The sequence below is a fragment of the Candidatus Protochlamydia phocaeensis genome, assembly GCF_001545115.1.
Taxonomy (GTDB): Bacteria; Chlamydiota; Chlamydiia; order Chlamydiales; family Parachlamydiaceae; genus Protochlamydia_A; species Protochlamydia_A phocaeensis.
The window spans coordinates 15,547-36,832 of the sequence record NZ_FCNU01000019.1 but is presented as its reverse complement, the minus strand read 5'-3'; the positions used below and the strand labels follow the sequence as shown (position 1 = coordinate 36,832).

Sequence of the window (21,286 nt, the reverse complement as noted above, 5' to 3'; positions counted from 1 at the left end):
ATGGCTTTCTCTTTGTATAAGAAATCAATTTTAAATTGAGACGTGATATGCAAGAAGTCTTCTCTTCTTCACATTCTTGGTCCATTCAAGATAATATGAACCGCTTTATTCAAAGAGTACAGCAGCAGCAAAGGATATATGCCAACGTATTATCTCTTTATGGAAATCAAACAGGGGGGATCTGTTCGATTGCTAACCGAGAGATTTTGAAAGAGATTGTGGCCTACTTTGGACCTTGCTTGAAACAGAGTCAGGCTAAGATCGATCTACTAGAAATCTTTGAAGCCTCTTTTCATCCCTCCTCTCAAGCGTTGATTGTTGCTAACAGAGGCGCCACGCTTTTTTGCTCTTCTCCGCTAACAGGCAAGCCTTATATTACGCGTCATCTGGCTTGCAGCGTCTATCATCCCTGCTTGGGGCAAGAGACGGTCAATGTTGGACTGGTGGGAAATATTTATGAAGGCCGAATCATTTTACGCTCCGAATCCGCCTGCATTCCCTCTTTTCTATTTGGATCGCAAAGATGCAATTGTTGTTATCAATGGGCAAGCATACGTGAGCTGGCAGCTCACCTAAATCCCGTTCAACTGCCAGATTTAAAAGGAGGAGAAGACTTTGAGAAATGGACGCAATCCCAATTTATCCTGCAAGAGGGTAGGCATCTTCCAGCTCAATCAGGACCTGGATTGATTTTAATGCATTTGGATTCTCAAAGCGGAATGGGGAGCGGGCTGACAGAACAGGAATTCGTCTATGATCTTTATAATCGCGCTTTACTTAGACAGCTGGGAGAGAATACAGCCGAACAGCTCTTTGATTGCTCAATCAAAGAGGGATATGAATCTCTAGGCGTGCTTGCTGACGCGCGATTGGGAAATCAAAAAGCCGGTTATCAGCTGACTTCCATTGTACTTGATTGGTTGCAGTCTAGCCGCGATATCATTTGCCTATCCAATAATCGTCACAAACTCGAACAACTTGAGCAGCATGGCTACTCTGTCACAAGAGTCAAATCGCTTGGAATGATCAATCCAGCCGGCGCTCGCGAGGCCAAGCAAAGAGGGACAGATTTCCAACATCTGGATATAGATGATGTTCCTATTTCCTTTGAAGAGGAGCTTCAACGCCTTAAACAGACATTTGCTTCTCGGCCTTAGATTCGAGTTCTTTTCCCTAAGTACTCTTGCGCCCTATATAGGGCATAGGGAGCAAGAGTATCTTAGGGAGAAATATAGATAGGCTATTATGGGTTTTAATACATCCTTTTATAGCTCAAATCTTCATCAATTGAACGTCTGTGGAAATGGAAAAAGAAGTGGTTATTTACTTATTATGAGGAGTTTGATGCATTTAAAAAGGTCATTTTAGGTTTTCTTGAGACCTTGAATGCTATTCCCCAATTCCGAATTTAGAAGGCACTTTTGATCGCGCGTATGAGATAAATTTTGAAATTGTGTTAAAAATATTTTCCAATAGTATTCAGTATCACAAATTAGCACCAATACTTTCTAAAAAATGAGCAACAGATTGATTTTGATTAGCTAAAGCATAATAAAGTGGAGTATGGCCTTCTTTATCTATAGCATTTATATCGATTACTTTTAAATTGCTCTTATTTAACAAAAAAACAGCTTGCTCTTTAGTTCCATTAATGGCTATTTCATGTAACAATGTTTTTTGTTGATCATCTCGAATTAAATTCAAATCAACATCACAATCTTCACTTAAAAAACAGTTTAACAAAAGACAAAACATCTTATAATTACTATCTTTTACAGAATCAAATAAAACATCATTATCAGGTTGATAATTTGTCAATATCAAATTAATTCCATCTATATCTTTCATGTAAATAGCAGTCAAGAGAAGAATTTTATCCCAGATTAAGTGTTCTTCAATGTTTAATTTATCATAAAAGAAGTTAAATTTCGTATTTGACTCAAAAAAGAATCTTTTGAATATATGTATAATTTTTTTTTCGTTAGTAGTTTTATCAATTAACAAGCTAATAACTTTGATATTTCTAGTTTTAAGGGCTTGAAATAAACCTTCGCAAGCTTTTAAACCATATTTTAGCAGTAAACTTATAGTTAAAATGTCTTCATTTTCAATCGCAATTTCTAATAATGGATAAGTTTTATGTGTCTCAGAAAAAGTGTGATATTTTCCGTCATATTTATCCATAAGTGGAGGACTAATATCAGCCTTTCCCCCATGACTTAATAGTAATTCAATAATTAATTTATTATTCTTAAATATGGCTGTTTTTAGTATCGGTAAGTCATTTGCCTCAGCTCCTTCTTCTAGAAAAAAAATTACCTGATCCAAATCTGATTCTCGCACAGCATTTTCTAAACCAGAACGTAATTGATTGCCATGAAGATAATTATAAAATCCACAACTAATTATATTTAAAATTAAGTTCTTTAAATTAAAATTTTTCGAGTTTTTTTTATTGTCTGTCATATCCTCTCCGAAGAACCTTAATCAAGCACAGGTGCTAGAATTAGAATTCTTATTTTTTTTGAGAGAAAAAAGCCTATTTTATTGGTGACTTAGAATCAAAATCTTTTAATTAAACAAAGTGCTTGATATTATAAAAACTATAATTAAAGAAAATAAATTCAATTTGTTAAGAACTTTCGTTTTTTCAAGTTTTTGTAACTTAAAGATTTAAAATTAGCCTATCCTCTAATCTTATTATATCATATTTAATAATAACTAATAGTAATCAAAAAAACTATTTAATATCTTAATGATAATTGATTTATTTTATTAAAGTGTTTGAGTAAACAATTAAACTATAATTTAAAATGTGTTATAATAGAGATATAAAGGGATTTATTGTAATTCTATTCTAATGCTTTTTTTGATTTGCATTTCATTCGCTTGTCTTTTCTCCCATTAATTAATTTTAGAGATTGTCTCTCAAAGGCCAGGTATTAATGAGGAATTCATTGGCTAAAAAATTTATTCTCAATCGCGAATTTATTCAAAATTATGTGGGCTTTTCCAGTTTTCAAAGAGGCGAGAGCTATGCGACGAACAAAGCGATCAGCCAGGGGAAGTTAAAAAATCAGATTTTATCTGCTTTTTGCCAGGGACATGAGTTTGATCCTTATCGAGTTGAAGTAATTATGGATGCGCAGGGCATTCAGCAAAGCTATTGCTCCTGTCCGATAGGAGGCACAGGCAAATGCAAGCATGTGGCCGCCCTCTTATTGTCTTGGCTGGAAATGCCAGAGCTTTTTCCTCAATGGAAGGGATTAAAAGCCGATTTAGAAGAGTATGACGCTTCGGCTTTATTGGAGCTTATCGACTTATTAGAAGACAAAGTCGAAGGATCTCCCGAGATCATTCAAGCCTTTCACCAAAATTTGAAGAGCAGCCGCTCTCCTCGCTTAGCAAAGTACTTTCGGCGGATTGAAGAAGCTTTCCGCGTTTCGGAGTTTCCCTGGTATCATTCAGATGAAGGGGGCTTGATCGAGATAGCGTTTGCGCTGGAAAAAATTCGCTCAGATGCAGATCAGCTAGTGGAGGAGGGAGCGATAGAAGAAGGCGTGCGGGTTAATCAAGTTCTTATCCAGCACATTTTAAATTACCTCGATGAGCATGGCGATCCATGGGGAAGCCTAGCTAAAGAAGTTAAGGGAAGCGTGCAAAGCTTAGAGAAGGCTTTGAAGGAATTGCCGGAATCCCATCCTATGCGCTTGAGAGGACTTCAGGTTCTTTTTAGGTTGATTGAGGAACAACTCTATCGCGACTATGCTATTGGGGCAGAAGAGGCTAAGCGCGTGATTTTAGAGCGCGCCAATTCATCCGAGCGCGAACGGGTGATCTCTTGGATTCATGCCATTCAAGCTGCGTATCAGCCATCTTCCGACCGAGAAGGAGAGGAAAGCGGTCTAGAGGATTTTTTGATTGATCTGCAAAGGGATAAATTGGAGCCCGAGGTATATTTAAGCCATTATCGTCAGACAGGCCAGGTGCAGAAATTGGTAGATAGCTTATTGGCTTTAAAGATGCCAGAAGAGGCACTGCGAGCGGCAAAGCAACGGGAATACCTGTCTCAAACGCTGTCCATTGCTAATATTTTTCTGACACATGGACAAAAGGAGATGGCTGAGCAATTGGTCCTAGATTTCTTGAAGGAAAGATCGGATTTTCAATCTCTTCGTTGGCTAAAAAAATTTTATCAGGAAAACGAAAAACAAGAACAGGCACTGAAGTATGCATTAAAAGTTTTTTATGCTTCTCCGCAGTTCAGCTATTATCAAGACGTCCGAGATCTGGCTGAACCACTTGAACAATGGACACGCGTACGCCAAGAAATCCTAGAGCATTTAAGCGATCTCCACTATTCCCTTCTTCTTCTTGAAATTTACTTAGATGAAAAGGACCTCGTTCGGGCAATCGATGTTTTTAACCAACACCTGTTAAGGGGACAAGGGCTTTTCAAAGATATCCATTATACGCTATTGGCTTTGCGTTTGGCATCCGAAGCGCGACATAAGCATCCTCTGATAGCGCTTAAGATCTATCAGGATGCCGTGCAAGAGCTTGTCGAAGAGCGCAATCGGGAGAACTATCAAAAAGCGTGCGACTATCTTAAGTTGATACGCTCTATTTATAAAGATCTTCAACAAGAAGAGGGCTGGGAAATTTATTTTAAAACCTTTATGCAGGCTTTTCGCCGGCTTAAGGCTTTAAAGGATGAAATTCAACGCGCTGGCCTTTTATTTTGAAAGGTTGTAAGACTATCGTCGAAAGCATGAATGGCCTATAGGCAATAAGATTCCTTATTTGATGGTCTCTCTTAGGGGAAAATAACTTCAAATATAGGTTATGATGGGCTTTAATCCCCCTCTCTCAGGGCTTGTTTTCAAATTGCTAATTGCATTATGAGTTTCGACAACAAGCTCTCAATCGGAGAAGCCTATGACGGTAAGATTCAAGCCTACCCTTATTATTCTATTGATCTCGTGTTTATCTTGTTTCCTTGAAGAGAGCCTGATTGCAGAGAAGGGGGAGGGCGCTTTTCTTTACTCGCCCTATTTTACTTATACGAAGGCAGACCTGTCCTTGCTTGCCCACCTGGAATCTCCCAGAGAAATGAGCTGAAATGAGCTAAGCCGATGGGATAAGGAAACGTTTCATTTTATTTATCAAAATAAGGCCGAAGAACAGGCGTCCCGCATCGAAGCTTATCTTTGCGTGGCACAGCGGGAAGTCGCTTGCTTGTCCTATCGATTAAAAAAGCGTTTAGAAGGCTCGTTTGATCCGATATCTAGAAAAACTTTAGCGCTTTTTTTTCCTTTTTTACAGCCGGGACAAGAGCAAAATGAAGCGGAAAAAGATATCTATTCTGAGACCTTGGCTGATATTGTCATAGCCAAGATAAAGGCGCGATTACAAGAAGATTTAAGAAACAGCCGTCCTTATCCGATTAAAAAGGGAGAGCGCTATTGGGCGGGAAAAGAGCCCTTTTGGGGATTAGAGATCGGCTCTTGGAAGCCGTGGATTTTGCTGGCGGGAGATCAATTCCGCCTTGCCGCTCCGCCTGATGACAATTTGTTCTGGCAAGACCAAGTGCAGGCTGTCAAATTAGCATGCGATACCGCCGGCGAGGATAAGAAAAGGCTCGTCTATTTTTGGGCAGGAATCAGCCGAAAAGGTGCTTCGCAAAGCGGCGATTGGCTTAAGATTGCCAATGATTATATGTGGAACCAGCATATTCCGCTTGCTCAAATGCTGCTTGTCAGGGCTACTCTTGCCATGGGCATTGAGGATGCAACAATTGCGGCCTTTGATTCAAAGTACACCTATTGGGTCAAGCGTCCTTCTATGTTGGATAATCAATTGAAGACGTTCATTGCAGTACCCAATCATCCCAGCTATCCCTCCGGGCATTCCACTATTGCTTCTACTTCACGAGTCATTCTCGCCTATTTTTTTCCTCAAGCTCAATCGCTTTGGTCTGATTTGGCTCATGAGGCCGGTTGGTCGCGCATCTGGTGCGGGTTGCATTTTCCCATCGATGATCAAGTGGGAAAGGCATTGGGAGAAAAAATCGGGCAGGCGGCTATCCAGGCTATTCCGAATGATTGATTCAAATGGTCGAGCCTTCCATAAAAAGAAAAACGGTTTCCATTTCTTCCCGCGTCAATCCCCCATGATTGCCGTAAAAGCGGTGTTCAAAGCGGTCCTGCTCGTACCAAAAAACAGACTGGCCTTCATAAGGCAGGATGACCAGATTGCCTACCCGATTTAAAAAGGCTGAGGAAAGAGGCGAAGGACCAAGTAGCTTAGCTTTTATTAGCGCTTGAGTGCTGTATACCTTTGCTTTTCCTTCTAGGGCTTGCTCCAATAAAGCGTAAGTATCTTCAAACTGTTCTTCTTTAATATGCAGAAATAAATCGCGCGGCGATCCTGCGGGTACAAGCAGCTTTCCTTGTTTATTTGCCTGAATGGCTTCCTTGATTTGCGGCAGTTGCAGGTTAAGATAAAAAGTTTGCTGAGGAGACGTGTTCGTCTGTCCATGATCAGCCATCAATACAATCGCCGTTTGAGGATCTAGAAAGGCTGGATGATGACTGAAAGTCTTTTCCAATTCTGTAAAATACGATTCAATTTCTTGATCCACTTCTTTAGAATCGGGGCCATATTGATGGCTCTTGGTATCAATGTCGGATAGATATAAGAAGAAATACCCTCTCGATTGCTGCTTAAGCAATTCTGCGCATTTATTTAAGGCATCTGAAAACGAGCTGTAAGGAATGATACCAGCTCCTCGGCCTGTTGTTTGAGAGTAAGGGGAAAAGGCATAAGCATTATGATAAAAAAGATAAGACGGAATGCCGAATGATTGAAGATGCGTATATAAAGTCTTGCTAGGAAAAAACTGCTGATAGGCCAGGCCTGTTTGTTCCAATGACAATTCTCGCGAGTCTCCGGCAAAGGAAAAGCGAAAAGGAGAAATAATGGCATCGACTAGAGGCTCATAATAGTACCATTCATATAAGCCGCTTTGTCCAACAGGCAGCCCCGTATGCATGCAAGTGAGATGGGCAACGGTTGTGGAGGGAAATTGCGACGTCAGCTTGGAAATGATGCCTCGCTCTTTAAATCTTTTCAAAAAAGGAAGCTGATCGATATATTTGCCTAAAAAACGCCATCCAAAGCCATCAATAAATAATACCATCACGCGTTGATAAGTGCGGCATGTATCCGAAAGAACGTCACAAGGAAGGCCTTGGCCGGGCAGATGTCCTAAAAAAAGGCCTTTAATTGTTTCTGGAATCCGAGCAAAACAATAGCTTTCGTAAAGAGGCCGGCAAAAACGCTCCTCGAAAGAGGCTGTCTTAACTGCTTCAAAAGAGGCTTTATTAAACATACCGCCTTTATTCTTTAGAGTCCCCCTTCTATCTCAAAAAACAGAGACAAGCTTGGCTGTGCCCCGTCTTTTTCGACTATGAGTTCTTCCTGATTTTAAAGCAAATTCCTCTATTTGAATTTATCTTAAATTCTTTATTAATTTAATAAATTAAAATTTTATTTTAAAAATATTAACAGTATTTTAGTTTTTGATATAATGAAATTAATAGTGTTCGCGTTATTTATAATTAAATTAAAAAGTGAAACTATGTCTATTCAAAATAATCTTCAATCTATTGTGCGAGATTATACCTCTTCTGCTCCCTCTCCGACGGGCGTATCCTCACCTATTTTAGAGAAAGGCCGCTTGGGGTTGAATAGCCTCGATAAGGAATTAACCGAGAAAATTGAAACATTAATGGGGCATATCGGAGACACAGCTAAATTAGAAGGGGTAGAGGCACAAAAGGCGCAGTTGAGAGGGCAGATCAAGTCAGAGCTAAGAGAATTGAATAAGGAAATTTCTGCACGAATTGAGAATAAAGTAAAAGTGATCATGCAGCCGACTGAAAAGAAGGAAGAGCAGAAGGCCTTAATGAAAGCAAAATCGATGCTGGAGGCCTTGGATAAGCGGCTGGATTCCGTTCAATTAGAGGGCGTTGCGGTCTCGATTTTTAAGGAGCAATCGTCTTTTAAAGGGGATATGCAGAAAATTTTTGAAAAATTTGTCACTAGTTTTGTGGGTAAATTAATGGATAAGGTTCGCTCGCAAATTTATCATGGATGGACAGAAGTAGGCGTAAGTAAACGAGCGCATTATGATAAACAATTGGCCTTATTTGATAGCAAAGAGAAAAAATTAGAAGAGAAGAAGGAAGCCCTCCAAAACGGATTAAGCAAGAATCGAGAATATAGGAAATTGAGTGCAGAGAATGATAGAATGCAAGAGGAAATAGACAAAATTTCAAGTCGCTTACTATCAGGTAATTTAACGCCGAGCGAGACAGAAAGTTTAGGTAAGGAATTTGACCTCCTATTTAAGGAGCAAACAGGCGTGCTAGAGAAAAGGCGAGAGATGGAATTAGCCCATGCGGAGAAAATCAAGGAGCCGTTGCAAGACATACAAAAGGAATTAGATACGATAGCGTCTAAGAGAGTGGAAATTAAAAGCAAAATTGAGGGGATGGAAAAAGGCAAGCAAGCAGGCGTCAAGACACGGGCCCAGATGCAGGCTATAGGAGGGGAGCCCGCTACAATTATTGATGAATCGACTAACTCGACTTTGGATGGCATGTATTTATCGGCGGATAAATTTAGAGCCAAATTGAAAGAAGCAGGCGGGCAAATAGCGGTTGTTAGGTCCAATAATTTTGAAGCTGCCTTAAATTCCCAGGGAAATTTATTACCCGATCAGATCCAGACAATGAAGGAGGCGTTGAAAGGCGCACAGGCTGCCGTGGTTAGATATACCAGGGATAAAGGAGAAGAAGGGAAAGAGGTCCTTTCTGGATTTAAAGTTCAGCAAGGTCAAGTCGATGCCCTTCGCGAGTCATTAGATCCCTTAACGAGCAATGGATGGGTGATTACCGATTCGGATGAAAATGGAGACGTTTTCATTTTCCAACACAAAGATTTAGAGGCATTGAGCAGAGTGGACACCGTTTTAAATTCCGACGGAAATTTAGCGGCAGATCAAGTCCAGACAATAAAGGCAGCTTTAGAAGGAACGAACGCCAAGCTGGTTAAATATGTCAGAGAGGGAGGAACGGAAGCCCTTTCGGGATTTAAACTTCCAGAAGATCAGATCGATTCTATTCTAGGTGCCTTAGACCCTTTAATCCAAAATGGATGGATAATTACCGCGGCTGATGAAAGGGGAGATGTTTTTATTTTTCAACAGAAAGATATGGATGAACTTGACGAGTGGTATAAAGATGAAAATATTCATTATGCACTGACAACTGAAGACATTAATTATCAGTTTAAAGAAGAGCCATTGACCGAAAAAACTTCAACGGGATTTGGCTTTCCCTCTTCTGCTTTAAAAAGCCCTTCTGCTGCCAAAACATTAGAGGAAATGGGAATTGCAGAAGCCGGTTTTACAAAGTATCAATTAGGAGAAAAGGTCTACTTTTTTCCGCAAGAAGATATGCAGGACTATGATAAATTCGCCGAACAAGGAATTCAATTAGCAGACAGTTATGAGTATAAAGACATTGACTTGGACAAAAAATCCAGTGGGGGAACGGTTATCCTGAGCAGCGGTAATGCGGGTGTCTATGAAATGCATAAGCGGGAAATGCTTGCCTATCTGATGCGCGGCATGGATGTCATGGGATTTAATTTTGCCGGCTATGGGGAAAGCAAGGGAGTTCCAAGCGGCGAGACTTTTAAAAAGAATATGGAAGCAGTCTATAATCATATTCAAAAGCATCATCCTGTCCCTGATGAAAAGCTATTATGCAAAGCCTTATGCATGAGCGGCGGTCCAGCGACATATTTGGCGGCCAAGCATCCTAAAATGAATTTGTTTTTGGACCAAACTTATGCCGATTTCAAGGAGATCGTTGCAGAACAAACCGAATCGACAATTAACGGGTTTGTAGGCAACTTAGAGAAAAAAGCAGAAGCTATTAAAACAGAAGAGCAAGCTCCCATAAAGGCAGAATTGCTTAAAATAAAGAAAAATTTGCTTCAATGGGCACATAGCCAAGTAGAAAATCTCGCTCATTTAGCAGCCAAGATCATTGCTCCTGCCTGGGAAACCAGCAAAGAAATCAGCAAGGTCGAGGGAAAAGTCGGATTGCTTTTTACTCGAAATGACTCACTTATGAAATTGGACAAGGAAATTTATAACAATTACCAGGCAATGACCAAGGCCGGTAAAGGGCATCAAGTCTCCATTATGGGAATGGAGGGGTTTCATGGCGATTCTTGGGTCTATGCCAAAGGTGGAGGGGTTGTTACGATAGATGCTGATTTTATTGAAGCGCAATTGCAGCAATATGAATCTCATTATGCCGATTATATAAAAGAGCGTGGCCTCAATCCCTTTAAAGGCTGTGTGGAAGAAATTATTGATCGCATGGGAAAGATTTCCGATTTAAGAGATAGTGAAGCGGTTCGGGGGCTAATATCTAAAATGGCAGAAAAATGGTTTCCCGATTATCCCGATTTCGGTAAAGAAAATATCTTGGCCTTCTTTCCCTTTAGAGATGAAGTGTATACAGGCCGTCAGCAAATGGATGGTTTCTTAAAGGGGAGTGGCCTGCGGGGATATATTTTTGTCTAAAATTGCTCTGCTTTTGCATTTACCGGCTGAGGTCTTTGTCTACTTTTGCTAGCATAAAATCAATAAAATGGCGAATTTTGGGCAACAGATAGCGATTTTGAATATAGCAGACGTAAATAGGGTAAATGCGTTGGCTGTACTGCGTTAAGACTTCTACTAGTTTTTGTTCTTTTAATGCCTCCTTAACCATATAGTAATGCAATTTTACTATTCCTAGCCCATCTAGTGCGCATGTTAACAAGGCATTTGCATCGTTTAGCCGCAAAAAAGGATCGATATGAATTTGCAAATTCTCTGCAAATTCTAAGACATCATCGGGTTGGCGCATGCTATGCGTTAAATAGCGATGCCCCACCAAATCCATTGGCTTCTTCGGAATGCCAAATTGCTCGAAATAAGCAGGAGAAGCACAAATAGCATACCGCGTTTGGCTAATCGTACGCTGAACAGCTTCCAATGGCCCCGGAATGGACATGCCCAGCACCAGATCAATTTCTTCCTTTGATAGATTGGGCACCCTTTCCGCTAATTCCAAGTCTACTTTCAAGCGTGGATAAGCGGCCAAAAACTCTCCTAAATGCGGGATCACATACTTTTCTCCAAAATAGCGTGCACAGATCACTCTAAGCGTTCCTGTTGGCTCTTTGCGTAAGGTCGACATCATGGCCTGCATCTCTTCCATAACTTGAAATAAGTGCTTGCAGCGCGCGTAGTAAAGCTCGCCCGCTTCCGTCAATCTCAAGCGTCGCGTCGTGCGCTCCATGAGCTTGACTCCCAATTCTTGTTCCAATAAAGCAATCTGCTTGCTAATTGCTGCCCGAGATAAATTCAGCTGATCGGCAACGGCAATAAAGCTATTGGCTTCTACAACTTTTACAAATAAGCTCAAGCGATCTAGCGAAGGCATGAATTGTCCTTTATTGTTAACTTAAAGTTAACAATGGTTTAATTATGGATGTATTGTAAATAACAAAATGAGGAATTATTCTTAAAGGAGTGTTTTTAAGGAAAGGGGAATATCATGTTTAAGGTGAAAGAGAAAGCGACGCTTTCTTTATTTTTGATCGTATTATTATTGGGATTTCCTCAATTGAGCGAGACCATCTATACGCCTTCTTTGCCGGATTTGGCCCATGCCCTCCAGGTAAATGAAAAATGGGCGGAATTTACGCTTAGTATTTACTTTATTGGGTTTGCCTTGGGCGTTTGTTTATGGGGCGTGGTATCGGATTATATCGGACGCCGTCCTGCGCTGCTGGCAGGCTTATCGATTTATTGTGTGGGGAGCTGGGGGTGCTATAAATCCTCTTCGATTGCCCTATTGCTGGGCTGGCGCTTCATTCAGGCTTGCGGAGCCAGTGCGGGATCTGTTGTGACCCAGACCATGATTCGCGATCTTTATACAGGGGCTAAGCGCAATCAGATTTTTTCAGTCGTGGGGGGGGCACTGGCTCTTTCGCCTGCTGTCGGCCCTTTGATTGGAGGGGGAGTGGATCAACTGGCCGGGTGGCGCGGAAACTTTGTCGTTTTAGTGGGCATGGGCCTGGCTCTCCTCAGCTACTGCTTTTGGGTTTTGCCTGAAACCAAAGAAGGAGAAAGAAAGGGAGGAATGCCGTTTAAAAGAGTGGCCGGTCAATTTTTGACTGATGGGAAGATTTGGGCCTATGCCATCTTAATTGGAGCTTGCAACGGCATAATTTTTAGTTATTATGCTGAAGCGCCCTTTATTTTTATTGAATGCTTGGGTTTCACTCCTGGACAATATGGCTTGTTTGGAATGGTTCTTGCCTTGGGAAGCATAGGAGCCTCTGTTCTTTCGCATCGCCTGAACCGACAAGAAATGAGTGGAGAAAAGATCATCCGGTTAGGCTGCTATTGTGCAATGCTCGCTTCAATCGGATTGACAGGGTGGGCATATCTAGGCCTTTTGCAGGAAGTCAACTTTGTTCGCTTAGGTGCCATTCTTGTTTTAATTTGCCTGTTATTTTTTGGAATCGGATTGATTATTCCCAATGCCTTGTCTCAGGCGCTGACGGATTATCGAGAGACCATGGGCACGGCTGGAGCACTTTTTGGTTTAGCTTATTATTTCCTTATTGCCGGATTGACCTTTTTAATGGGGTATTTGCATAATGGGAATGTCGAGCCTATGCCCCTCTATTTTCTCTTTTTAGCTGCTGTGATGACCGCCACTAGCTACGGCTTAAAAAAGAGAAGAAGGAGGGACATTCAAACAGCCTAAAGCTCCCAACAAGTCACTGCAAGAGCAAGGTTTTTGCGTTCACTTGCCTAGGAAAATATTAAAATCCATAATAATCGATATTTGAGGGTATTTTCTCCTATCTCTTCTTAGGAGAAAAGAATGCGAATCTAGGTCATTAGCGGTTTTAATCCATCCTCTAAGCCATTGGAAACTTGGGAACATCCTTAGGAAAAAAGAATTTGCATTCCGATTAAGATAAAATTTTAATAAATTATTTTTTAATATTTTAAATATGTTTGTGACTGTATCAAATCAATAGTAAAGTGTTTTCAAATAATTGAAATTTAAACAAAAAAAGGGTATAATAATTTTATTCTTAATAGAACAATTTTGATTAATGCTCAATCTAGGCAATAGACTTTGCAACCACTCCCAAGAAGTATAGTCAAGAGCCCTATTCGAATGCTTTTTCCTTGGAAAAAATAGCATCTTACGGGGAAAAAGAATGCGAATTTAGGTCATTAGCGGTTATAATACACCCTCTAAGAGGGGATATTAAAATCCATAATAACCTATATTTGAGGTTATTTTTCTCTTAGGAGGCAATAGGGGAGAACGGGCCATATTGAGTGAATATTGCCTGTTCTTTCCTATCGCTTCCTAGGGGAAAAGAATGCGAATTTAGGTCATTAGCGGTTATAATATACCCTCTAAGGCCTAGGGCTTCTAGATTTTTGACTTTTTAAATTAGAATCGCTAAATTATTCCCTAACTTATGGATGAGCTTTTGTTTGAAAACAAGGCTATTGAATTAGAAAGGCCTAGCATTTAAATTTAAGCCCTTTCTTAATATTTTCAAGTATTTTTGTAACAATCAGTAGAGAGGATTTATGAATAACGAGACACAATTACGCTTAAAAGGAATAGAAGAAAGGCAACTTCATATGTTGAGGTATCTTTGACTTGGCTTCTAAGGAAGCGCGAGTAAAGGAATTAGAAACATTGATGGAAGAGGGCGATTTTTGGAGTCATTCCGAACAAGCCCAGGCTGTCATTAACGAATGCAATCAGCTGCGGGCCTGGACAATGCCCTATCAGGATTTAAAAAGGCGTTTTGAAGATGTCAAAGCCTTATTGCCCGAGGCCTTTGAATTAAATGAACAGGCCTTGATTGATGAGCTATTAGAGCAATTGGATCAAATTGAAAAACAACTGAGCGATCTTGAGGTCAGAAGAATGCTGTCTGGTGAAATGGACGGCAAAGATTGTTACTTGACAATCAATTCTGGAGCGGGAGGGACGGAAGCGTGCGATTGGGCTCACATGCTTTCCAGAATGTATCAACGATGGGCTTCTAAGCGCGGTTGGAAGGTGGAGATCATTGATTTTGTTGAAGGAGAGGTCGTCGGCTTAAAGAGCATCACGTTGCGCTTTCAAGGCGGCTATGCGTATGGCTATGCCAAAGCTGAAAAGGGCGTGCATCGCTTAGTTCGCATTTCGCCCTTTGACAGCAATGCCAAAAGGCATACGAGTTTTGCTTCTGTAGATGTGTCTCCCGAAATTACAGATGATATTCAAATCGAGATTAGGCCGGAAGATCTGAGAATTGATACTTACCGTTCCTCGGGAGCGGGAGGTCAGCACGTCAATAAAACCGATTCTGCTGTTCGCTTAACTCACTTGCCTACTGGAATTGTAGTCTCATGCCAAACTCAGCGAAGCCAAGTGCAGAATAAAGAAGCGTGCTTCCAAATGCTGCGTTCAAAGCTATATGAGTTAGAAGTAACGGAGCGCGAAAAGGCTCTTAATTCCCTGAAGGGAGAAAAGATGGAAAACGCTTGGGGAAGCCAAATCCGCAATTATGTTTTCCAGCCTTATACTTTAGTAAAGGATACCCGTACTAAAGTGGAATCGGGAAATATTCAAGCCGTTATGGATGGGGAAATCGATGAATTTGTTAACGCTTATTTAAAGGAGTTTGGCTAATGGAAGCGGAAAATAAACCAGAGAATGAAGAAGATAATAAGCCAGCTGAGATTATTCCGGGCGTAGAACTTCGCTATACGGAGCTGGGAGACGCCACGTATCTGAAGGAATGGCTGATGGAGCCTGGTGTGTTGCGCTGGTTTCCTATGGAAGACGAAGTTGAAATCGATGATGCTGTCATGCGTTGGATTGCCTTTCATCGCTATAAATGCAGCTTGACCATTCTAGTTAATGGGGTTCCTTGTGGAATGGCCACGCTTTATCTGCAGCCTTATCGTAAGCTGGCTCATCAATGCGAGTTTGGAATCATTGTCGGAAAGGGATTTCGCAATCGAGGCATTGGCACTTATCTGATGAATAGCATTATTCATTTGGCAAAAGAAAAATTTAAAATCGAACTTTTACATCTGCAGGTTTATGCGGAAAATCCTGCTATGCGTTTGTATAAACGCTTTGGTTTTAAAGAATTCGGCCGTCAGGATGCGTGGATAAAAGAAGGCGATCGCTATGTCGGACGTGTTTTTATGGAGAGATTTTTATAATTTTTTATGTTTTACGATCCAAAACAAGCTTTAACATTTCAAGAGCAGCTCGAGAATAGAGTAGGAATCAAGCTGCATTTAAAAATTAATGATAATCGCTCAACCATGCTGAGTGTAAAATGGGAACCGGATTGCACCAAGGTATCTTTGCATCGCATGTTCTTGCAAGCTCCGCATAATATTATGCAAGAGCTCGCTTGTTATCTCAAGGGAGAGCATAAAAAAATAGGTCCCAGCATTAAGGCCTATATTGAAGACAACTTGCAAAAACTCGACTATTCTCACGAGTTGGATTTAAGCAAGCTCCAAACAAAGGGACGCATCTATGATTTAAAGCAGATTTACTGCAATTTAAATCAGGAATATTTTGATCAATCGTTGAAGCTGCATATCACATGGTTTGGCAATGCGCGCCGCAGGGCATGCAGCCGCATTACCTTTGGTTTGTATCATGATCCGCTCAAACTTATTAAAATTAACCGTTTGCTTGATAATAAGCATTTTCCTGATTATTTTGTCTCGTATGTCGTCTATCATGAGATGCTGCACTATGTCTGCCCCACTTATGTGGATAAAAATGGGTTAAAACATATTCACAGTAGGGCATTTAAGGAACGCGAAAAACAATTTAAATACTATTCCCAAGCACAACAATGGATTCGAGATAACCAGTGCTATTTATTTAATTCTTCTTGTAACTTTTAATTTCTTAAGGATCATTCATGGCAGGTCATAGTAAATGGGCAAATATTAAACATCGCAAGGGTAAAGCCGATGCTAAGAAAGGGAAAATTTTTTCTCGCATTGCGAAGGAAATTATTAGCGCGGTTAAATTAGGCGGGCCGGACTTCAAGAGTAATCCTCGCCTGCGCCTAGCCCTTCAAAAAGCGCGTGCGGCGAATATGCCCAACGAAAATATCGAACGTAATATTAAGAAGGCGTCCAGTGCAGATCAAGCCGATTACCATGAAATGACATATGAGCTTTATGGGCATGGCGGGGTGGGTATTGTCGTTGATGTCATGACGGATAATAAGAATCGCATCTCTTCCGAAATGCGTATTGCTACAAACAAACGTGGAGGGACGATTGCAAGCCCCGGAGCGGTGACATTCAATTTTGACCGTAAAGGGGTCATCCAGATCGCCAAAAAAAATGCCATAGAAGAAGAGCTTTTTTTAGCTGCTTCCGAAGCTGGGGCTGAAGATTTCGAAGCGACGGACGAGATGTATATTATTACGACCGATCCTGCACATTTGTATACCGTCAAGGATGCCATCAATCATTTGGGATTCGCCTGCGAAGAGGCGGAATTGGAAATGATTCCAAAATCCTATGTCGAATGCGATACGGAAACGGCAAAAGAGAACTTGGCCTTAATTGATTGGTTAGAAGAGCTTGAAGACGTCGATGCCGTTTATCATAATATGAAAATTCCAGATGAGCTTCAGTCAGAAGAGGCTTAGGCGCTCTTTTTTACATGCATCATACGCTTCGCTTAACATCTTTTACATCGACCAGCTTGCTGGCCGCCGCTAATTATTTTGCTGATTATCCAGGAACATGCTTGCTTTATTCCGGCGGCAGCCTGGATTCGGCAAAGCAGTCTTTCTTGGCCCTTTTCCCTTATGAAAGCGTGAGTGTGAAGGAGAGAGAGATAAGATGGCAAAGCGGAAGAGAGGCCCAGCATTACCGCTTTTCTAATCCCTGGGAAGGCCTTCAGGAAGTATTTTTCTCCCGCCTTGGCACACAGGCCGATTCTTATGCTTTCGGCTTTCTAGGATACGAAATGGGCGCATTCGCCGATCCCGATAAGCCTTTGCCTTATTTGCAGGCGGATTATACCCCTGATGCCTATTGGGAGCGCTGCGCGCTTGTATTAGTGTACGATCACGCCTCCTCGTCAGCCACTGTCATTTTGTCTGCCTTTGCGATGCCCCTGCTGCAAGTGCATGAGCGGCAATGGATGGAGCGTTTATCAATTCCTGAGGGATGGCAGGCGTTTAGGGAAAGCAAGGCTGCTGTTGACGATAAGCAGCGCCCGGCCGGTCCTTTATCTCTTCGCCCTTTTCTTAATCGCAAAGACCTTTATTTAAATCAAATTGAACAAGCCAAGGAATGGATACGGTCGGGAGATGTCTATCAAGTCAATTTGTCCCAATCTTTCATTTTTGATGGCATCAGGAGGCCTTTTGATGTCTTTTCTCAAGTCTCCCAGCTCAATCCGGCTCCTTTCTCTGCTTATTTGAATAGGTCGGATTTTTGCCTGGTTTCCACTTCTCCCGAGAGGTTTTTGCAAAAAAGAGGAAATCGTTTGGAGACTCGGCCGATCAAAGGAACGATTCAAAGAGGAAAAAGTATAGAAGAGGACGAATCTCTCAAGCGCCAGCTTTTGGCATCGCCTAAAGAGAGAGCCGAGCTTTTGATGATTACAGACCTAATGCGCAATGATTTGGGAAGGGTAAGCGAGACTGGCAGTGTAGAAACGCCGGAGATTTGGCGTTGCGAGGCATATACAAATGTTTTTCATCTTCTTTCCCTGGTGCGATCTCGCGCCAGAAACGAGCTCACTTCTTTGGAAATCATTCGCGCTTGTTTTCCTGGCGGCTCAATCACCGGATGCCCTAAATTAAGGGCGATGGAAATCATTCAAGCATTAGAGAAAAAGCCGCGAGGCGCTTATACGGGCTCTTTAGGGTACATGACCGGAACAGGCGATTTCGATTTGAATATTGCCATCCGTACCCTTGTCTTTAAGGGCAAGAGCATTTACTTGCAATTAGGAGGAGGAATAGTCATTGATTCCAGTCCCGAGCAAGAGTATCTAGAGACTTTATTTAAAGGCGAATCTCTTTTTAAAATTCTTGGAAATGCTCTCTGAAGTCATAACGGTTTCTAGTTTGAAATTCTCGAATTAATGGAGAATTTGCCCCTTATTGAGAAGCTTATGCGGCTCATATGCAAAAAAGCTAGCCTTAATAAAAATAAATCTTTATTGAAAAAATTTTTGTTATAATTTAATTTCCATTTTAATATTTTATTTGCTGGAAAACATGGGATAATTAAAATGTTATTTTTTTATTATTAAATAATAGCGAAATTAAACATCATGACAGTTCCAATAGCAAATCTTGTTAGTTCTCCTCTTACCCATGATTTCAAAACTTCCCTATTTTTAGGCTGTTGGAAAAATGCGGGACGTCAAGTCTCCCTTTACCATTCAGATCAAAATTTATGGGCTTTTATTCAGTATTCCGATGGATCAAGGCATACGTTAAGTACGAAAGATTGGACACTAAATGATTTTATTAAATTAGCTTTCCCGGAAGAAAATTTAGCGAATGCAGATCAATTAATTTCAAAAGTCAAGGCAATTGCGGAGAAAAATCTGTTTCAAGTCATGCTTTGCTATAATGTCGTAATGGAGAAATATAAAGAGAAATTAACTCTTCGCCCGCTAAAAGAGAAAGAGGCTATTCATCAAGCCATTCATCGCATGAAGGATGAACAAAAAAATTGGCTTTACTCTCTGATAGAGGCGGATCTAAGCTCTTATCTTCCCCTGGAATCCGATCAGAAAGAATTCAAATTCACTTTAGATCTATACAAAGAAGAAGACGCTTTCTTTGCCTCTTTGCTTAGGTTTTCAACTGAGAAGCCTTCAGGTAAATGCTCTGTTGTCAAGCTAGCCCTTTGCGCTTTTTCTTATGAAGCCTTAGGCAAGATTGAGCAGGCCGTAAATGGCTATTTCGCGCTTTTCCATTATCATTATGTTTTGAGGGATGAAAAAGCGGCTGCTAGTTGCTTATTAAAAGCCGTTTCTTTAATCGATAGCGCAGGAAGTGATTTAGAATGGGCGCATTTTCTGGAGAAAATTCCAAGGGAGGATTTGATTCAATTGGCGGACATCTATCCTGAGCCTAGGCTGAATCAACTGATTTTGCAAAAAGATGCGGTACGGCTCTCTTTTGAAGAGTGCTTGAGGGCATTTGAATTGCCTTCTTCTCAAAGACAAACAAATTGTTTTATCTCTTTTTATGAAAAGGATGAAACCATTCAGACTTGGTTAACGAGTAGTCTTATTCCCGATTTGGAAAAGGCGGGTATCGAGACGCTTTCCGCTCTTGGCTACATAGGATTAAGAGAAATATATAAAGAACCTGTTGGGGTATCTGAGCTAATTAGAAAAAGCGATCAAGTCCTTCTTCTTTGTACGACAGAAATGAAAACTATTTGCGATCAATATAATAAGACTTTTAACGGGATGACACAGCAAATACGGCTGGCAAAAGAGCGCTGGAAGGATATAAAATCGATTTTTGCTCTCGTCTTAAAGGGAAATAAAGATACTGCGGTGCCTTTCGGTTTTTTGGACTTGATCATGCCATGCGAAGAGGATATTTTCTCTCATTATTATATAAATCTTTTTAAATTATTGGCCAGTATGCGCGGCATTCTAACGCAAGAATTAAACCAATTAAGCGAGCGATTTGCCTCTCAAGCGAATATGATTAAAAAGGGAGTGATAGATACAGCTGCAGTTGCTAAATGGAAAGAAGAACAAGCTGCCTGGAAAAAAAAGGCGGTCGATCAATCGATCAATCGAGTGGCAGACAAGATTCAGACTTTTGTTGTCCCCTCTTCCGCTGGGCATTTTATTGGTCGTGAAAAGGAGCTTGAAAAAATTACTCAGCTTGTTGCCAATCAAAGCGCCTCGCGCATTTGCTTGACAGGCATGGCGGGAGTAGGGAAGAGCGAACTGGCGAGCCAATATGCGCACCGCTATCGGACTCAATATGATTTTATTTACACCATCAAAGCAGACTCTTGCGATAGCCTTATTCAAAGTTTTTTAGCCCTGGCCAATGAACTAAATATTCCGAGCGGGAACACTGAAGAACGCTTAAAATGGCTCAAATCAACTCTTGAGAAATGGAGCATTTCCTATCTTTTAATTTTGGATGGAATGAATACGCATGCGGTTTTTGAGATGCTTAGCAAGTATTTGCCCAATCGCAATGGGTGTTTGCTGCTGACCTCTCGTTTACCCGAATATTCCAGACTCCTAGAATTTGAATTAATTCAAATCCAATCCTTTACCACCTCTGAGGCCACTCAATATCTTAAAGAGTTCTATTTACATGCAGATGAAAAGGAGATTTCACGCTTAATTCACTATTTCAAGGGCCATCCCTTTGCTCTTCATTTGGCAGTGGAGTATATGCAAGCCCATTCTTTGACTGTGCGTGCTTTCAACGACCATGTGACTCAATATGGCATAAAGATTTTTGAAGACTCGATAGATCAGACTGGAGGACATTCCAATAAGCTTTTATCTCTTTGGAATACAAGCTTGCAAGAGATACAAAAAGAATCAATCATGCCTACAAAGCTGCTCTATTTTCTTTCTTTCTTTGGGGAAGAGGCCATACCATTAAAGATGATTGGACATTGGCAAGAAACTTATTATTCCTCTTATATATGCCTTGATGTATCTTGCTGGATAAAAGATCTTTTGGACTATTCTTTAATGCATAGCCCCGCTCCTAATTCTTTCGTCATTCCGCCTTTACTCCAAAGCCTCATGCTCCATTACCTTTCAATAGAAGAGCGCTATGAAACGGCTATTCAAGCCTCCAGACTAATTCTGACGTTCAGGCCTTCTCAAAAAGGAAATTCCCGCCTGTTGCAATTCAGCAGTTCTCATTGCAAGGCGATTGCTCAGCATCTGTCCTCTCTTAAACGGTCTTTTGTAGAAGAAGACAATCAATGGAAGACATTAGATGGCCTGCAAAAAGATTTGGAATCGCTCCTTTAAATAGGCTTAATTTCCAGCCTTCAGGAGCAGCCAAAATAAGCCACTTGATTGAGTGCAACACCGATTCGAAA

General features: G+C 41.0%; 15 protein-coding genes. 12 read left to right on the top strand and 3 right to left on the bottom strand.

From position 1 onward, the window contains the following. Nucleotides 1-47: 47 nt before the first annotated feature. Nucleotides 48-1,157: a hypothetical protein gene (locus tag BN3769_RS06335; protein WP_068468730.1), complete on the top strand. Its 1,110-nt coding sequence runs from the start codon at nt 48-50 to the stop codon at nt 1,155-1,157. Between the two features lie 328 nt (nt 1,158-1,485). Here the strand turns inward: BN3769_RS06335 and BN3769_RS06330 are convergent, their stop codons facing one another. Next, nucleotides 1,486-2,466, bottom strand: coding sequence for an ankyrin repeat domain-containing protein (locus tag BN3769_RS06330; protein WP_068468727.1), 981 nt, complete (start codon nt 2,464-2,466; stop codon nt 1,486-1,488). Between the two features lie 491 nt (nt 2,467-2,957). Between BN3769_RS06330 and BN3769_RS06325 the strand changes: the two genes are divergently transcribed. The 3 genes from BN3769_RS06325 (at nt 2,958) to BN3769_RS06315 (ending at nt 6,108) form a co-directional block, all read left to right on the top strand. After that, the gene (locus BN3769_RS06325) at nt 2,958-4,745 is read left to right on the top strand and encodes an SWIM zinc finger family protein (protein WP_154017841.1); all 1,788 of its coding nucleotides are present in this window, start codon (nt 2,958-2,960) and stop codon (nt 4,743-4,745) included. A 193-nt stretch (nt 4,746-4,938) separates the two neighbouring features. Further along, nucleotides 4,939-5,121 carry a hypothetical protein gene (locus tag BN3769_RS06320; protein WP_068468723.1) on the top strand — a complete coding sequence of 61 codons (183 nt, stop codon included), beginning with the start codon at nt 4,939-4,941 and terminating at the stop codon, nt 5,119-5,121. 93 nt (nt 5,122-5,214) lie between these two features. After that, nucleotides 5,215-6,108, top strand: coding sequence for a phosphatase PAP2 family protein (locus tag BN3769_RS06315; protein ID WP_068468721.1), 894 nt, complete (start codon nt 5,215-5,217; stop codon nt 6,106-6,108). Nucleotide 6,109: 1 nt separating this feature from the next. On the opposite strand, the gene BN3769_RS06310 is transcribed toward BN3769_RS06315, so the two are convergent. Next, complete coding sequence (locus BN3769_RS06310) at nt 6,110-7,393, bottom strand: alkaline phosphatase family protein (protein ID WP_068468719.1); 1,284 nt, start codon at nt 7,391-7,393, stop codon at nt 6,110-6,112. A 249-nt stretch (nt 7,394-7,642) separates the two neighbouring features. Between BN3769_RS06310 and BN3769_RS06305 the strand changes: the two genes are divergently transcribed. Then, nucleotides 7,643-10,666, top strand: a complete 3,024-nt coding sequence (locus BN3769_RS06305) for an alpha/beta hydrolase family protein (RefSeq protein ID WP_068468717.1) — start codon at nt 7,643-7,645, stop codon at nt 10,664-10,666. 19 nt (nt 10,667-10,685) lie between these two features. Here the strand turns inward: BN3769_RS06305 and BN3769_RS06300 are convergent, their stop codons facing one another. After that, entirely contained in the window at nt 10,686-11,573 is an 888-nt protein-coding gene (locus tag BN3769_RS06300) for a LysR family transcriptional regulator (RefSeq protein ID WP_068468715.1), read from the bottom strand. Nucleotides 11,574-11,687: 114 nt separating this feature from the next. On the opposite strand from BN3769_RS06300, the gene BN3769_RS06295 reads away from it, so the two are divergent. The 7 genes from BN3769_RS06295 to BN3769_RS06265 all read left to right on the top strand — a co-directional run bounded on the left by BN3769_RS06295 (nt 11,688) and on the right by BN3769_RS06265 (nt 21,215). Next, the gene (locus BN3769_RS06295) at nt 11,688-12,908 is read left to right on the top strand and encodes a multidrug effflux MFS transporter (RefSeq protein ID WP_068468713.1); all 1,221 of its coding nucleotides are present in this window, start codon (nt 11,688-11,690) and stop codon (nt 12,906-12,908) included. Nucleotides 12,909-13,759: 851 nt separating this feature from the next. Continuing rightward, a protein-coding gene (prfB, locus tag BN3769_RS06290) for a peptide chain release factor 2 (protein WP_228840634.1) occupies nt 13,760-14,855 on the top strand; the annotation gives its coding sequence in 2 pieces (ribosomal slippage) (nt 13,760-13,828 and nt 13,830-14,855; 1,095 coding nt in all). Beyond that, complete coding sequence (locus BN3769_RS06285; protein ID WP_079989436.1) at nt 14,855-15,397, top strand: GNAT family N-acetyltransferase; 543 nt, start codon at nt 14,855-14,857, stop codon at nt 15,395-15,397. The genes prfB and BN3769_RS06285 overlap by 1 nt, the downstream gene beginning before the upstream one ends. 6 nt (nt 15,398-15,403) lie before the next feature. Next, a complete protein-coding gene (locus BN3769_RS06280) occupies nt 15,404-16,102 on the top strand; it encodes a hypothetical protein (protein ID WP_068468709.1) in 699 nt (232 codons plus the stop codon). 17 nt (nt 16,103-16,119) lie between these two features. Continuing rightward, nucleotides 16,120-16,863, top strand: coding sequence for a YebC/PmpR family DNA-binding transcriptional regulator (locus BN3769_RS06275; protein ID WP_068468707.1), 744 nt, complete (start codon nt 16,120-16,122; stop codon nt 16,861-16,863). A 14-nt stretch (nt 16,864-16,877) separates the two neighbouring features. Next, nucleotides 16,878-18,278: an aminodeoxychorismate synthase component I gene (pabB, locus tag BN3769_RS06270; protein WP_068468705.1), complete on the top strand. Its 1,401-nt coding sequence runs from the start codon at nt 16,878-16,880 to the stop codon at nt 18,276-18,278. Between the two features lie 228 nt (nt 18,279-18,506). After that, a complete protein-coding gene (locus BN3769_RS06265; RefSeq protein WP_068468704.1) occupies nt 18,507-21,215 on the top strand; it encodes an ATP-binding protein in 2,709 nt (902 codons plus the stop codon). Nucleotides 21,216-21,286: the final 71 nt, after the last annotated feature.

What these genes read in the sequence shown, in the direction of transcription:
- BN3769_RS06280 (WP_068468709.1), top strand. Translation starts at nt 15,404, where the DNA reads ATGTTTTACGATCCAAAACAAGCTTTAACATTTCAAGAGCAGCTCGAG.
- BN3769_RS06330 (WP_068468727.1), bottom strand. Translation starts at nt 2,466, where the DNA reads ATGACAGACAATAAAAAAAACTCGAAAAATTTTAATTTAAAGAACTTA.
- BN3769_RS06320 (WP_068468723.1), top strand. Translation starts at nt 4,939, where the DNA reads ATGACGGTAAGATTCAAGCCTACCCTTATTATTCTATTGATCTCGTGT.
- BN3769_RS06265 (WP_068468704.1), top strand. Translation starts at nt 18,507, where the DNA reads ATGACAGTTCCAATAGCAAATCTTGTTAGTTCTCCTCTTACCCATGAT.
- pabB (WP_068468705.1), top strand. Translation starts at nt 16,878, where the DNA reads ATGCATCATACGCTTCGCTTAACATCTTTTACATCGACCAGCTTGCTG.
- BN3769_RS06310 (WP_068468719.1), bottom strand. Translation starts at nt 7,393, where the DNA reads ATGTTTAATAAAGCCTCTTTTGAAGCAGTTAAGACAGCCTCTTTCGAG.
- BN3769_RS06300 (WP_068468715.1), bottom strand. Translation starts at nt 11,573, where the DNA reads ATGCCTTCGCTAGATCGCTTGAGCTTATTTGTAAAAGTTGTAGAAGCC.
- BN3769_RS06335 (WP_068468730.1), top strand. Translation starts at nt 48, where the DNA reads ATGCAAGAAGTCTTCTCTTCTTCACATTCTTGGTCCATTCAAGATAAT.
- BN3769_RS06305 (WP_068468717.1), top strand. Translation starts at nt 7,643, where the DNA reads ATGTCTATTCAAAATAATCTTCAATCTATTGTGCGAGATTATACCTCT.
- BN3769_RS06295 (WP_068468713.1), top strand. Translation starts at nt 11,688, where the DNA reads ATGTTTAAGGTGAAAGAGAAAGCGACGCTTTCTTTATTTTTGATCGTA.
- BN3769_RS06285 (WP_079989436.1), top strand. Translation starts at nt 14,855, where the DNA reads ATGGAAGCGGAAAATAAACCAGAGAATGAAGAAGATAATAAGCCAGCT.
- BN3769_RS06275 (WP_068468707.1), top strand. Translation starts at nt 16,120, where the DNA reads ATGGCAGGTCATAGTAAATGGGCAAATATTAAACATCGCAAGGGTAAA.